Origin of the sequence: Caballeronia sp. TF1N1 (genome assembly GCF_022878925.1) — a bacterium.
In the GTDB taxonomy this organism is placed as follows: domain Bacteria; phylum Pseudomonadota; class Gammaproteobacteria; order Burkholderiales; family Burkholderiaceae; genus Caballeronia.
Genome location: NZ_CP084627.1, coordinates 354,972 through 368,550, shown reverse-complemented (window position 1 = coordinate 368,550; position 13,579 = coordinate 354,972). Strand labels below are relative to the sequence as shown.

Here is a 13,579-nt window from a genome sequence, read left to right as displayed (position 1 = left end):
GGTCGAAAGCTGCATGTCAGCGTCTTTGCAAGCGTCGATAAAGCGCATAGAGCGAGAGCGACATCAGCAACATCACGACCGATCCCGCCGCTGCGGTCGGCAAGTCGAGATCGACGGTCGCCGCGCTGTAAATGGCAATTGGCAAGGTGATGAGATGCGCGCTGCCCAAGACGAGCAGAATGCCGAACTCGTTGAGCGTCAGGAGGAAGCACAAGATGGTGCCCGCCGCGATTCCCGGCCACGCAAGCGGCAACACGACCTTGGTCGCGACCATCCAGCCGCCCGCGCCGAGACTTTTCGCGGCCTCGACGAGACGCATGTCGAGCATGGCGTATGAAGCGAGCGTCGGGCGCACCACGAACGGCGCATAGAACACGACCTCCGCGAGAATCACGCCGCCGATGCCGAAGAGGAAATCGAGCGGCGGGGTATCGAGCGAAAAAAGCCGTTGCAAGCCGATGCTCACCGAACCCTGCGAGCCATAAAGAAAAATCAGCGTGAATGCCACGAGGAACGAAGGGAACGCCACGAACAACTCGAGGAAACGCGTGACGAGCTTCGCGCCGGGAAACGGCCGAAAGAACAGCATCGACGCGAGCGCGACGCCAAGCAATGACGCGAGACTTGCGCTTGCGAAGAGGATGCCGAGCGTCGTGCCGATCACGCCGCGCGTCTCCGGATTGCCGAAGAACGCGGTGTAGGCGTGCAGCGTGAAGCCGTGCGGCCCGGTCACGCTCAACATGGCAAGGCGCGAGAGCGGATAGACGACGAGCGGCCCCAGCACGAACACGAGGATGAACCACAACTGCCATTGCACCTTCTTGCCGCGCCGCGCGGCGATTGTCGCCTGGCCGTCCTGCGCTCGCCCGGCGGCCTCTTTAGGGATGGACAAGGACGACATCGTCAGCCTCGAAGGTCAGGGAAACGCGCGCGCCCTTTTCCGGCATGCGCGTGTGGCCGCGCTGCGTCGAAACGAGTACGGGCTCGTTGGGCCACGCATCGAGCGAGACGGAAATCGAGAGCGACGCGCCATACCATTCGACCGATGCAATCGTGCCGTGCAACGGCCCATCGCCGAGCGGCACGATGGAGAAGCGCTCCGGCCGAATGCACGCAAGCCGCTCGCGTTCGTCGTGGCGCGCGTCGCCGACGGGATACACCACGCGCGGCGGCAGCAGATTCGCGGCACCGAGATAGCGCGCGACGAAGCCGTCGTTCGGCGCGTCGTACAACTCGCGCGGCGAACCGAGTTGCGCGATACGGCCATCGCGCATAAGAAGCGTGCGGTCGGACAGCACGAGCGCATCGTCCTGATCGTGCGTCACACAAACGATAGTCAGATTCGGCAAGCGCTCGTGCAACGCCTTCAGCTCGCTGCGCACGGACGCGCGGAGGTTGGCATCGAGCGCCGAAAGCGGTTCGTCGAGCAAGAGCACATCCGGCTCGATGACGAGCGCGCGGGCAAGCGCCACACGCTGCTGCATACCGCCCGAGAGTTGCGCGGGCATGACGTGGCCGGCATCGGCGAGTTGCACGAGTTTGAGCGCATTGGCGACGCGGCGCGCGATCTCGCCCGTCTTCAGCTTGCGCGCGCGCAGGCCGAAGGCGACGTTATCGAATACGGAAAGATGCGGAAAGAGCGCATAGCTCTGGAATAGCAAGCCGAGATTACGTTGATGCGGCGGCACGTGCGTGAGTTCGCGGCCTGCGATAAAAAGCGCGCCCGCGAAGGCATCGGGCTGAATGAATCCGGCGATGAAGCGCAACAGCGTGGTTTTGCCGCAGCCGCTTCTGCCGAGTACCGTCAGAAACTCGCCACGTTCGATGTGCAGCGATAGTTGATCGAGCACGGTGCGCGCGCCGAAGCGCACCGTGAGTCCTTCGATATGCACGCCGGATCGCGCTTCGTGTTCATGAGCGAGCGCATTTCCGGACGAGCTCAGAGCAAACGTATTCACGTCAGGACTTCGGCTTCACGACCTCGGTCTCCTTGCCCGACTGGCCGATCACTTCATTCTTCCAGCGCTCGGTCCAGCCAGCCTTCTTCTGCATGACTTCGTTCCAGTCCACCGGAATCAGCTTCACGCCGGCAATTGCCTGCTTCACCGCTTCGCCGTTCTTGCCGCCGAGCGCGACATCGGTGCGCGCCGGAATGCCGTAGATGTCCGGCACTTTCGACTGCACTTCCGCGGACATCAGATAGTCGATCAGCTTCTTGCCCGCTGCCTGATTCGGCCCGCTCTTGATGAGACCGATTGCATACGGCAACTGGAACGTGGTGGGCGCGTCGCCGTTCTGATGCGACAGGAAAAGCGGCTTGATGGACAGACCGCCGTTCGCGGCATCGTCGAGATCCATTTGCAGGTCGCCATTGGCGAAGGCGATCTCGTTACGCGAGAGCAGCACATCGAGATAACCCGTGCCCTTGGTATGGAACTTCGCGCTTCGTTCGAGCGACTTCAGATAATCGAACGCTTTGTCTTCGCCCATCAGGGCCGACGTCAGGATGATGACCGCCATGCCGTCGCCCGCCGTCGCCGGATTCGAATATGCGATCTTGCCCGAGTAGTTCGGATGCAAGAGATCGGCGAAGGTCTTCGGCGCGCTCTTCGTGACTTCCGGATTGATGGCGAAAGAAAAGTAGTTGTTGACGAAGGTGGCCCACGCGCCGTCGTTCGCCTTGGCGATAGCCGGCACGTTCTTGTAGTTCACACTCTGGTACGGCTGCAGCAGGCCGCTCTGCGATGCTTGCTGGATGAACGGCGGCAAGGTCACGAGCACGTCCGCCTTGGGCGAATCTTTCTCGACGCTCGCGCGGTTCACCACTTCGCCGCTGCCCGCCGTGACGATATTGACCTTGACGCCTTCCTTCTTCTCGAAAGCCGGGAGCACGTCCTTGTAGAGATTTTCGAGGCCGTCCGCCGTGTAGAGGACGACGGCATCGGCTGCGTGTGCCGGCGAGGTTGCAAACGCCATCAAGGCGGCGATGGCCGGCAGCATCGTGCGTGCGAGGCGAAGGTCGCGAGTCATTTCGTGATTGATCCGATGAGATAAGGTGACGCGGCTCGGGTGCTGCGCTGGTGTCGAAGCATTGCAGAGCCGTGTGACAGACACGTGAATGCCGTAAGCGGTGCAGGATTGGACAAGACGCGGTGCACGCACATCCGCATACTTCGGCCTTTCCGCCAAACGCCTGATTGACGATGCTCTCCTTGCTGGCCGCGCCGGTCTTCGTCCTACTCTGGTCGACAGGCTTTATCGTCGCGCGCGCGATTACCCCTTACGTCGATCCGAACGTGTACCTGTTCGCGCGCTTCTGCGGCACGGCGTTGCTGTTTGTCGTCGTGGCGCTCGCAAGCCGGGCAAGCTGGCCGAAAGGCGCCGATGTTCTACGGCATCTGCTTGCAGGCGCGCTGCTGCAAGGCGTTTATCTGGGCGCGGGTTATTGGGCCGTCGCACAGGGGCTGACTGCGGGCATCATGGCGCTGCTCGGCGCGTTGCAACCGCTTCTGACCGCTGCGTTTGCCGCGCGCTTCTTCGGCGAACGTCTGTCGCCGCGCGCATGGAGCGGCCTCGTGCTGGGGCTCACTGGCGTGGCGCTCGTGCTTGCGCCGAAGGTGATGACGGGTCATGCGTCATCGACACACGGAGCCGCGCCTTCGTGGCTCGTCGTCATGGCGGCGCTGCTCGCCGTCCTGGCGATTACCGCGGGCACGCTGTATCAGAAGAGCTCGCTGGCACGCGCCGATATCCGCAGCGCGAGCGCGCTGCAGAATGCGGGCGCCGCGCTCGTCGCGTTACTGCTGATTTTCGCGCTTGGGGAACATCGCTTCATTGCTTCGGCGACGACTTGGGTTTCGCTTGGATGGGGCATCGTGATGCTCTCGGGTGCCGCGACCACGCTTTTCGTGTGGATGGTCCGCCGTGGCGATGCCTCGCGTGCCACCGCGCTGCTGTTTCTCGCGCCGCCGCTTGCCGCGATCGAAGGCTATCTGGCGTTTGGCGAAACGCTCGGGCTGGTGCAAATCGCGGGGTTCGGGGCGGCGCTCGTGGGCGTATCGCTGGCGCGGGCGAGATAACCGTCAATCGGCCGTATCGGCGCCCGCCGGGATGTTCGCACGCACCGCCTTCCCCGGACCCGGCGACCATGCCGGACGCGCCTTTCTCGCCGTATCGACGACGACCAGAAAGTGACCCGCCCAGGGCGTCGCGTTACGCGTGGACTTGAGTATCCACATCGACCCTCCTTCGGCGGCACGGGCTTCGTATTGCGCGTCGAGGATGCCGCGATGATCGAAGAAAGTATTGAGCGTCGACGGTATGCGCACGCAGCCTTTCGAATGGCGCATGCCGAGAAGCGGTTCGAGTTTCTGCGGATCGGTGGCGTGCATCTGGAAGCGCATCGGCGAGATGCCGCCCTTGCCCCAGCCGCGCTCGCCATCGGCCCAGCCGAAGTCGTAGATGCGCATGTCGCGCGCGCCGTATCCGCGAATCTTGAACTCGTTGAGCGTGCCTTCCGCGCGAAAATCCATGTTGCCCGGCACGTGCTGAAACACGCCGAGCGGCGTGACGAAGTGATCGTAAGTGCCCGGCCGTCCTGTCGATACCGGCGATGCGCCGATCAGCGACCAGGCATCGGCCGGTTTCGCGCGGAAGAAAAGCATGAGCGCCTGCACGTTCGCGCTGCGATCGACCAGCACGACGAACTCATTGGCGAGATCGCCATGTCCGCTTTCATCGAGCGCATGCTGCAATACGCGACCGTAGGCCTGCTGATCCGCTTGGGAAACGCTGAGACGCCGGTTTACCTCTTTCGCGAAAGTCTGTCGCATGGCGAAGGCTCCGGCGGGCGGCAGGTCATGGCGTTGCGCCAAGTTGGGCTCGGGCGGTTCGGGCGGCAGCGGGACTTCGGGCGCCTCGGCCTCCGATGCGGCACTCGCGGCCGATGCCGGTTCCACGGTCGATGCAGCCGATGCAGCAGAGGCCGCCGACGCCTCCGAAGCTCCCGAAGCAACTTGCGGCTTCATCGGCACCGGCATGCCGGGCAATGCGCGTTCAGGCGCGCTTGCACTCAATGGCACGCTTGCGCCTGGAATCAACGGCGGCGATGCGGGCGTCGACGTAACGTGCCCCTGGAGCACGTTCGCAGGCGATGTGCTTCGCTGCAAACCCGACGGCGCACTTCCATTCGAAGAAGATGCCGAAGCGGACTCTGACGCAAGACGCGCCTGCTGCGCGCCCACCGCCCCCGCATACGCCACAAGCGCGGCAGCCACTCCAACGACGATTGCTCTCGCGCCAAATGCTGTTTCTCTATTCCCTGCCAGATGCATTGATTGATCCGCCTTGCCTGACCAGACTCAAGCCTGGCAATCCATATCGATCGCCCAGCCCCGAACATTCAAGAACCGATGCACGCAAAGACGCGCACCGGCTTCGTTCGTTGCATCTGGCGCAGCAAAGTTCATTCCGTCGATGGGCCCGAGAACGCGCCGCACGTCATGCTGGACAGATTCGGATAGCGGTTGGGCCAGTCGCCGGACATGGTCGACTGCGCATCCTTCAGTGTCATGTCGCCGGTGCAGACACAGCGTTTGAGATAGACCGCGAGCCGCTCCTTGCGGCGCTGTCCGGCACGGCCTTCCCAGCGGCGCAGATCGAGATTCGCGGGCGCATTGGGCAAGCCGCCGAGCAATACGGGCATGCGATGATCCAGCGCATATTCGGATGCGAACGAAGCATCGATGCCACGTTGCTTGAGCAGTTTTTCTTTCTGGCGCATCTGCGTCTCGAACGACGGCAGCACGCGATCGACATAACCCGGCACGCAGATCGTCTCGACGATGGTCGACTGCGTGACATGCGGATCGAGCCAATCGGGACGCTGCGCCCGCGAGCTTGCAGGCCACACCATGAGCGCGCCATTGAGCGTGATCAGGAGCGCGCCAAACGCCGCGCGCGCGGGACGAGCGGCAGCGGTCGCATAAGCGTGACGCGCGAAGCGTCGCTTGAAGATGGGTATATCCCTTCGATCCATGCCTCGGAAGTGCAATTCATCATGCGGCCAATGCGACGCCGCTTATTTTTGAGATATTGAACAATCGCATTAGAACACACCAAAGGCGTGCATCGCGCTGTGGCTCAAAAGTCCGCGAGCCGATCCGTGGATGCGTGCGGCAAGGTCTGCGCCGCACTCGCCGCACTCGAAGACGCAAGCGCGGCGTCGAGCGCGCGGCCGAGCGCAAGCGCCTCGGCATGAAAGGAGCCGTAAGCGACCGCGATGCTGGCGTCGTCCTCGCCGTTGCGGTCTTCGTCGATGGCGCGATCGCATACGAGCTGCAAGGCGACGCATGCATCGGTGAAGCGCACGGCGCCGACCAGCGACGCCGCCCCTTTCATGCGATGCGCGATGTCGCGCAAGAGCGCGTGGTCGCAAGCATCGAACGCGGTCTCGGCGTCGATCAGGTCTTGCGCATGCGCGGATTTGAGGGTGCCGGCGAGCGTCGCGGCCTGATCGCCGTAACTCGCGACAAGCGCGCTGTCGAAGACTTCTGCCGCTTTCTCCCGCACCGGCCCGCTTCGCCGCGCTACACCTTCGGTCGCCGCGACGAGCGCATCGCGCAGGCCGTCGAGCGAGATGGGCTTCACGAGGCACATCGTCATGCCTGCCGCGACCGCGCGTCGCGCCGCCTCCGGTTGCGCGTTCGCCGTGAGGCCGACGACAGGCAACGGCCGCGCCTTTTGCACGCGCGCGCTTTCGTCCCCGCGGATCGCCTGCGCGAGTTCCTCGCCGCTCATTTCGGGCATCGAGCAATCGGTGAGAATCACATCGAACGCGGATGGATCGCCGCGATAGCGGATGAGCGCGCTGCGGCCGTCGACGGCCAGTTGCGGCGCGCCGCCGAGCAGCCTGATCTGCCCTTCGAGCACGATCCGGTTCGCCGGATGATCGTCGACGACGAGTACCCGCAAGCCCGCGAGCGTCGCACCGGTCGGAGCCACCGATGCGTGCTCCGGCGCGCGTCCCGCTTCGGACGACGATGCCTCCGGCAAGCTCACGCAGACCGTAAAGCGTGTGCCGCGTCCCGGCTCGCTTTCGAGCGTGATCTCGCCGCCCATCATCGTGACGAGCCGCTTGCAGATGGTGAGGCCAAGGCCCGTGCCCGAATAGCGGCGCGCGCCGCCATCGTGTGCCTGCACGAACGGCGTGAAAAGCGCGCCTTGCCGCTCGGGCGCGATGCCCACGCCCGTGTCCGCGACCGCGAATGTCAGCGCCCGCGTGCCGCCCTGTGGCGCGTCTACACGGTAGTCGAGCGTCACCGCCCCGATATCCGTGAACTTGATCGCGTTCGATAGCAGATTGCCGACGACCTGCCGCAAACGCTGCCCGTCGGCAAGCAACCAGGCTTCGCCCGAATCCGCGCGGCGCACGATCAACGCGATGCCCTTGGCGCGCGCGGCGGGCTCGTATATCGCGGCCACGCTCGTCATCCACGTTTCGAGTTCGAGCGGAGCGGGCGTGAGCACCAGCCGCTCGGCTTCGATTTTCGCGACGTCGAGCAGATCGTCGATCATGCCGAGCAAATCCGCCGCCGCGCGATGCGCCGTGCCGAGCGCGCGTTCGGTCGCGGCGCGTTCGCCGGGCGCGCGCAGTTCCAGTTCGATGAGGCCGAGCACCGCATTCATCGGCGTGCGGATTTCGTGGCTCATGGTGGCGAGGAACGTCGACTTGGCGCGGTTCGCCGTTTCGGCTTCCTCCTTCGCCGCGCGCATTGCCTGCTCGGCGGCAATCCGGCGCATGATCTGTGTTCGCAGTGACACCGCCCAGCCGATCAGCGCGAAAACAAGCGCACCGCCAAGCAGCGCGCCTACCTCGACTTGCGGACGGCGGCGCTCCCACAATGTCTCAGGATGATCGCCAAGCCGCCAGCGCCCGCGCAGTGCTTCGAGTTGATAGGCGCGAAGATGGCCAATCGCGTCGTTGATGATGCCGAGTAAGATCGGCTCATTGCGCAAGACGAGAAAGCCTTGCTCGAGCGGTTTGCCGGAGAGCACGCCGCTCACCACGAGCTTGCCGCGGTAAGGATTGGCGACCGCGTAATTCGCGAGCGTCAGATCGACCAAAGCCGCGTCGGCATCGCCGTTCACGACCGCGCTGAACTGCTCGTCGAATGACGGCATCTCGACGATGCGCAGATGCCGCACGAATTCGCGCTTCAACGCCAGGGCCGAAATCCCGGCCGGGAGCGCCACCCGCTTGTTCGCGAGCGCGGTCTCATCGCGCAGGGGCGCCTGACCCGCACGCGTGACGATGCCGACCAGGCTCTCGCCGAACGGCACGGACGCCGTGAGCGGCACCGGTTGCCATGCGGGGGAAACGCCGTAGGGCGTGAACATGGACTTACCGCTCGTCAGGTCGGCGGCAATCTGAGACAAAGAACCGCGCATTCGCGCTTCGAAGCGCAAGCCCGTTCCCCGCGAGATCACATCGAGCAGGTCGGCGGCGAGACCCGCAGGTTCGCCGTGCGAATTGCGGAACATGAGCGGCGGAATTTGCGAAAACATCGAGTAATGCACGACTGGATGCGCCTTGATCCACGCGCGCTGCTCGGGTGTCAAGTCGAGCGGACGATCCAGCGTCACCGCGGTCATCGAAACGTACCAGCGCGCGTTCATTGTCAGCAGGAAATTCGGCGGCAACTGCGCCAGCGCGGCATCGACACGCTCACGCAATGCGCGCGCGGCCGGCCGGTTGGCTGCGAAAGCAAAGCGATAGCCGTCTGCATCGAACGGTGTAAAACCGCGCGCGCCGATGTTCGGCAAGTCCAGATGACTGATGACATACACGGCGGTCGTCACGTCGCCGACGAAGCCGTCGGCACGGCCGAGCGAGACGGCCAGCGCGGCGGCGAGCACATCCGGATACGCCTCCGGCTGCAAGGACGGATACGCCGCACGCAACCGCGCGGGGTCCATCTGCGTGTCGACATAAGCGAGCCGATGCGTCGGCGCATATGCCGCGAGCGGCGCGAAATACACCGGTTTCACCGGAAAATACGAATGGCTCAGTTCGAGCGGCGCACCGGCATCGAAGCCCGCCGAACTCGTCGCCATGTCGATCTCGCCGCGTTCGAGCGCGGCCAGCATCGCGGGACGATCCGGATACAGGCGCCATTGCGGCGTCATCCCGAGCGGCTCGGAAATGGCGTTCAGAACATCGACCGAAATGCCGCGCAACGCCGACGAATCGGATGGCGCGCCGGACACGGCCAGTTCGAGCGGCGGCACCATGCCCGGCACCGCGCCGACGATCAGCGGCGGCGCCGCGAAGGCATCGCCGAGCCACCAGCCGAGCAGCACACAAAGCGTCCACAGCAAACGGCGCGAACGCTGTCGCCGTGTTCCGTCAGCTCGACGAATCGCAGAATGAAACAAGCCGCACCCCCGAAATCGAGCGGTGCGGCCAGTGTCTCAAAAACGCGCCGGCGCGCCTATCGCCGGCGCGCCCACGCACGCGCCCTGCGTTGCACGGCGCGAAACGCGTGCTGCCGGGCGATTACGCGGGCACCGACTCCGCCTTCTGCGCGCGCGACCACACGCGATGCTTGCCCAGTGCTTCGATGAAGGTCTTAAGCACGGTCTTCGCGTCGCTGCCGACGACCACGCCTTCATCGCCGCCAGGCAGATGCGATGCGGCAAGCACATCCTCGCCGTCGCCAATCGCGCCGATCGCTTTCAGATGCTTGAACGATTCGAGCACGAAGTGACGCGCGTCGCCGGATTCGGACAGCGTCTTCGCGCTTGCCTTGCCGTCCGCGATGATCATTCCGTCGAACATGATGGACGGCATGCCGAGGATGGTGGCGTCCGCTTCGATACCTTCGGCAGGGAACCCGAGCGTCGGCGAGATCACAAGCGCTTGCGCGCCGCCCGCCGCGAGCGCTTCCTTGACGGCCTTGATGCTCGCGGCATCCGCGCCCTTCGCGGCGAGAATCGCGACCTTGCGCGTCTTGATCGACGGCACGGCCTTGGCGATGATCGACAGCGCCGGCGATTCCGTCACCGACGACTTGCCGAGTTGCTCCGGGCTCGCGTTTTTCTTGGGCGCGGGCATGCCGAGATTTTCCGCGACGCGCGCGGCCAATACCTCGTCGATGTTCGCAAGCAGAGCAAGTTCGCGTTCGCGAATGAACTTGCGCTCTACCTTGCTCAACTCGAATGAATACGCGCCGACGATGTGATCCTTCTCTGGCTGCGTCTGGCTGTTCCAGAAGAGCGTTGCTTGCGAGAAATGGTCGGCAAACGACGGGCTGCGCACGCGAATCTTCTCGCCGTCCACGCGTTCCGTGTAGGTTTCGAAGCCGCCGCCCGATGCTGCCGGCGCCGTTTCCTTCGGCCAGCCGCCATCGATCGAATTCGGCTCGTAGGAAGCCTGACCCTTGTCGATGGTCTGGCGATGCATCGCGTCGCGTTGACCGTTATGCAGCGGCGCGATCGGGCGGTTGATCGGCAACTCGTGGAAGTTCGGGCCGCCAAGACGGCTGATCTGCGTATCGGTATAGGAGAAAAGACGTCCTTGCAGGAGCGGGTCGTTCGTGAAGTCGATGCCCGGCACGATATGTCCCGGACAGAACGCGACCTGCTCGGTTTCCGCGAAGAAGTTGTCGGGATTGCGGTTGAGCGTCATCTTGCCGATCATCTTGAGCGGCACGAGTTCCTCGGGAATGATCTTGGTCGGATCGAGCAGATCGAAGTCGAACTTGTGCTCGTCCTCTTCCTCGACAATCTGCACGCCCAGTTCCCACTCGGGATAGTTGCCCTTGTCGATGGCTTCCCACAAATCGCGGCGATGGTAATCGGCATCCTTACCCGCGATCTTCTGCGCTTCGTCCCACAGGAGCGAAGCCGAACCGATGGTCGGCCGCCAGTGGAACTTGACGAAGCGCCCCTTGCCTTCCGCGTTCACGAAACGGAACGTGTGAATGCCGAAGCCTTCCATGGTGCGCAGACTCTTGGGAATGGCGCGGTCGGACATCGCCCACATCACCATATGCGCCGACTCGGGCACGAGCGAGACGAAATCCCAGAAGGTGTCATGCGCCGACGCGCCTTGCGGAATCTCGTTATGCGGCTCCGGTTTGACGGCGTGCACGAAGTCGGGAAACTTGATCGCGTCCTGGATGAAGAACACGGGCATGTTGTTGCCGACCATATCGAAGTTGCCTTCGTCGGTGTAGAACTTGACCGCGAAGCCGCGCACGTCGCGCACGGTATCGGCGGAACCGCGCGAGCCTTGCACGGTGGAGAAGCGCACATAGACCGGCGTCTCTTTCGACGGGTCTTGCAGGAAACCGGCCTTGGTCAATTCGGCTTGCGACTCGTACACCTTGAACACGCCATGCGCCGCCGAACCGCGCGCATGAACAATGCGCTCCGGAATACGCTCGTGGTCGAAGTGCGTGATTTTTTCACGCATGATGAAGTCTTCGAGCAGCGACGGACCGCGCGCTCCAACGCGCAGCGTGTTCTGGTTATCGGAGACTTTTACACCCTGGTTCGTGGTCAGGGCTTGATTCGTTGCATCGCTGCGGAAGGCTTCGAGCGATTCGATCTTCTTGTTGGTCGCGGCGTTCGGACTCTGCGAAGGCGGACGCGCGGTGCTATTCGTGGGTTGCTTCTTTGTTGCCATTTGAGGGGACTCCTTGGGGAAGATTGCTTTTAGCCTTTCGGGCCATTCGCAAGCCTTGTTCCCGAAGGAGATAGGGTTTCCGCTTGCAGCGGGACGCCCGGCGGGGCGCGACGGGCGAAGCCGAAGCCTCGCCCGCTTGTGACTATCAGACACCGGTACTCGCTGGCGACAATGCCTTCTCCGCCGTTACCTTCTGCAAGGAGATGATGCGCGTCATGGCCGCATAGTTCGACGTGGCCTCGTTGTACATCTTCGCGAGATCCGCCTTCAGTTGCGTGCGCGATGCTCCGTCGAGATAAACCATATGTCCCGATGGATAAAACGCCGCGGAAAGATTCTGCCTGACGACGCTGTTGATCAACGGCATCTGCTGAAGGTCGATGATGGTCTGATAAAACGGCGTCACGAAGTCATATAGGCCGTTCGCGGACAAGACCTTGAGATCCACGTTGAGCGCCATCACGGCGGCCAGATCGCCCGCTGTATAGAGCACGACGTTGCCTTTCGAATCCAGTCCCTTCTGTTCGCCGGTCGGGTCCGTATGCTTGAAGTCCCAGTTGAGGAAAGCCTGGTCGTTCAGGTCCGTGAATGACGAAGTGGACGTGAACTTCAACTGCTCGTTGAGATAGCTGTTCCACATGGTCGTGTAGACGCCGCTCACCGCTGTCATGGTCGGATCGTTGCCGCCCGAGTTCGGATCGATCTTGCCCGCGATGCCCGTCGAAATAGCCGTCACGCGCCCGTCGTACGAGCCGAGCGATTCGCCCTTCGACTTCAGGAGCGTCGTCAGAAAGAGCGAATTGCCACGGCTGTCGTAAGCCGCGATATCCAGACTCCACGCAAGCAGCGTCACCTTGTCGATGCCCGTGTATTCGGAGAGCTTCTCGACCACTTCATCGTCGGTCTGCGGAAACTTGCGCAACGCGTTGAGATAGTCCGAGCGCGAAAACTCCGCGACTTCCTCGGCAAAGTTCAAGAGGTTGGTCGGCGTGGGATGCACGCCGAGCTTCTTGTGATACCACGCATCCGCCGCGGCGGTAGGCAGCGCGCCGACGGGGTTACCCGCCTGGCGATAATCGAGAATCGACGATTGCAGGGTGATGCCGTTCAGATCGACGCCATCTTCATGCAGCCGGTACGCCAGGACGCAGCTGCGCGCCGTGCCATACGATTCGCCAAACAGGAACTTGGGCGAGTTCCAGCGGTTGTTCTTCGTCAGATAGCGCTTGATGAACTGCTTGATCGAATCCGCATCCTGATCCACACCCCAGAAGTCGCGGTTTTTGTTCGGCGCGATGGCGGCGGAATAGCCCGTTCCCACGGGATTGATGAAAATCAGATCGCTCTTGTCGATAAGACTGTCCGCGTTGTCTTCCATCTCGTAGGGCGCGGGCGGCGTGAAGCTCGGCATGGCGGTCTTGATGCGGCGCGGCGCGAACGAACCGAGCAGCACGAACACCGAGGACGAGCCCGGCCCGCCGTTATAAAAGAACGTGAGCGGCCGTTGTTCTTCCTTTGCGCCGTCCTTCGTGAAGGCGACATAGAACATCTTCGCATCCGGCTTGCTGCTGCTCGGGTCCACTGTCACGAGGTGGCCGACCGTAGCCGTGTAAGCGATCTTCTCGCCGCCCACGGTCACGCTATGGTGCGTGATCGCGGCGTTTTCGTCGGCTTCGGTCGCCTCGACGGAATCGTCGGGACCGTTGCCGTAGGCGACGGGATCAAAGTACGGCTGATCCTTGCTCTTCGGCGTTTTCTTCGCCGCTGCGTGCGCGTTGCCGTGCGCCGGTTCTTCGGGTTTGTCTGCGCCTGCTGCTGCCAGTGGATCGGAGTTCATCTTGAACGCTCCAGAATCGTCATCGTGGTTGTTGTTCACTGTCACTGCCCGTC

The 13,579-nt window shown here is 63.2% G+C and carries 9 protein-coding genes; 1 reads left to right on the top strand and 8 read right to left on the bottom strand.

The genetic code is table 11. From position 1 onward, the window contains the following. Window positions 1–16 precede the first annotated feature (16 nt). The 3 genes from phnU to phnS are packed head-to-tail and all read right to left on the bottom strand — an operon-like array spanning window position 17 to window position 3,030. Entirely contained in the window at window positions 17–901 is an 885-nt protein-coding gene (phnU, locus tag LDZ28_RS15705; RefSeq protein ID WP_244829315.1) for a 2-aminoethylphosphonate ABC transporter permease subunit, read from the bottom strand. After that, window positions 879–1,943: a 2-aminoethylphosphonate ABC transport system ATP-binding subunit PhnT gene (phnT, locus tag LDZ28_RS15700; RefSeq protein ID WP_244829684.1), complete on the bottom strand. Its 1,065-nt coding sequence runs from the start codon at window positions 1,941–1,943 to the stop codon at window positions 879–881. The genes phnU and phnT overlap by 23 nt, the downstream gene beginning before the upstream one ends. Before the next feature lie 16 nt (window positions 1,944–1,959). Further along, window positions 1,960–3,030, bottom strand: a complete 1,071-nt coding sequence (gene phnS / locus LDZ28_RS15695) for a 2-aminoethylphosphonate ABC transporter substrate-binding protein (RefSeq protein WP_244829313.1) — start codon at window positions 3,028–3,030, stop codon at window positions 1,960–1,962. A gap of 173 nt (window positions 3,031–3,203) precedes the next feature. Here phnS and LDZ28_RS15690 point away from each other — a divergent pair, with 173 nt between their 5' ends. Beyond that, the gene (locus LDZ28_RS15690) at window positions 3,204–4,079 is read left to right on the top strand and encodes a DMT family transporter (protein ID WP_244829312.1); all 876 of its coding nucleotides are present in this window, start codon (window positions 3,204–3,206) and stop codon (window positions 4,077–4,079) included. A gap of 3 nt (window positions 4,080–4,082) precedes the next feature. Here the strand turns inward: LDZ28_RS15690 and LDZ28_RS15685 are convergent, their stop codons facing one another. The 5 genes from LDZ28_RS15685 to LDZ28_RS15665 form a co-directional block, all read right to left on the bottom strand. Next, a complete protein-coding gene (locus LDZ28_RS15685) occupies window positions 4,083–5,081 on the bottom strand; it encodes a L,D-transpeptidase (protein WP_370652188.1) in 999 nt (332 codons plus the stop codon). A 383-nt stretch (window positions 5,082–5,464) separates the two neighbouring features. Then, window positions 5,465–6,037: a hypothetical protein gene (locus LDZ28_RS15680; RefSeq protein WP_244829310.1), complete on the bottom strand. Its 573-nt coding sequence runs from the start codon at window positions 6,035–6,037 to the stop codon at window positions 5,465–5,467. 104 nt (window positions 6,038–6,141) lie between these two features. Beyond that, window positions 6,142–9,360 carry a transporter substrate-binding domain-containing protein gene (locus LDZ28_RS15675; protein ID WP_244829309.1) on the bottom strand — a complete coding sequence of 1,073 codons (3,219 nt, stop codon included), beginning with the start codon at window positions 9,358–9,360 and terminating at the stop codon, window positions 6,142–6,144. A gap of 196 nt (window positions 9,361–9,556) precedes the next feature. Beyond that, on the bottom strand, window positions 9,557–11,689 hold the full coding sequence (katE, locus tag LDZ28_RS15670; protein WP_244829308.1) for a catalase HPII: 2,133 nt from the start codon (window positions 11,687–11,689) through the stop codon (window positions 9,557–9,559). 145 nt (window positions 11,690–11,834) lie between these two features. Continuing rightward, window positions 11,835–13,526, bottom strand: a complete 1,692-nt coding sequence (locus LDZ28_RS15665) for a S10 family peptidase (RefSeq protein WP_244829307.1) — start codon at window positions 13,524–13,526, stop codon at window positions 11,835–11,837. Window positions 13,527–13,579: the final 53 nt, after the last annotated feature.

Coding starts and splice junctions, on each gene's coding strand:
- LDZ28_RS15680 (WP_244829310.1), bottom strand. CDS start 6,037: ATGGATCGAAGGGATATACCCATCTTCAAGCGACGCTTCGCGCGTCAC.
- LDZ28_RS15665 (WP_244829307.1), bottom strand. CDS start 13,526: ATGAACTCCGATCCACTGGCAGCAGCAGGCGCAGACAAACCCGAAGAA.
- LDZ28_RS15690 (WP_244829312.1), top strand. CDS start 3,204: ATGCTCTCCTTGCTGGCCGCGCCGGTCTTCGTCCTACTCTGGTCGACA.
- katE (WP_244829308.1), bottom strand. CDS start 11,689: ATGGCAACAAAGAAGCAACCCACGAATAGCACCGCGCGTCCGCCTTCG.
- phnS (WP_244829313.1), bottom strand. CDS start 3,030: ATGACTCGCGACCTTCGCCTCGCACGCACGATGCTGCCGGCCATCGCC.
- phnU (WP_244829315.1), bottom strand. CDS start 901: ATGTCGTCCTTGTCCATCCCTAAAGAGGCCGCCGGGCGAGCGCAGGAC.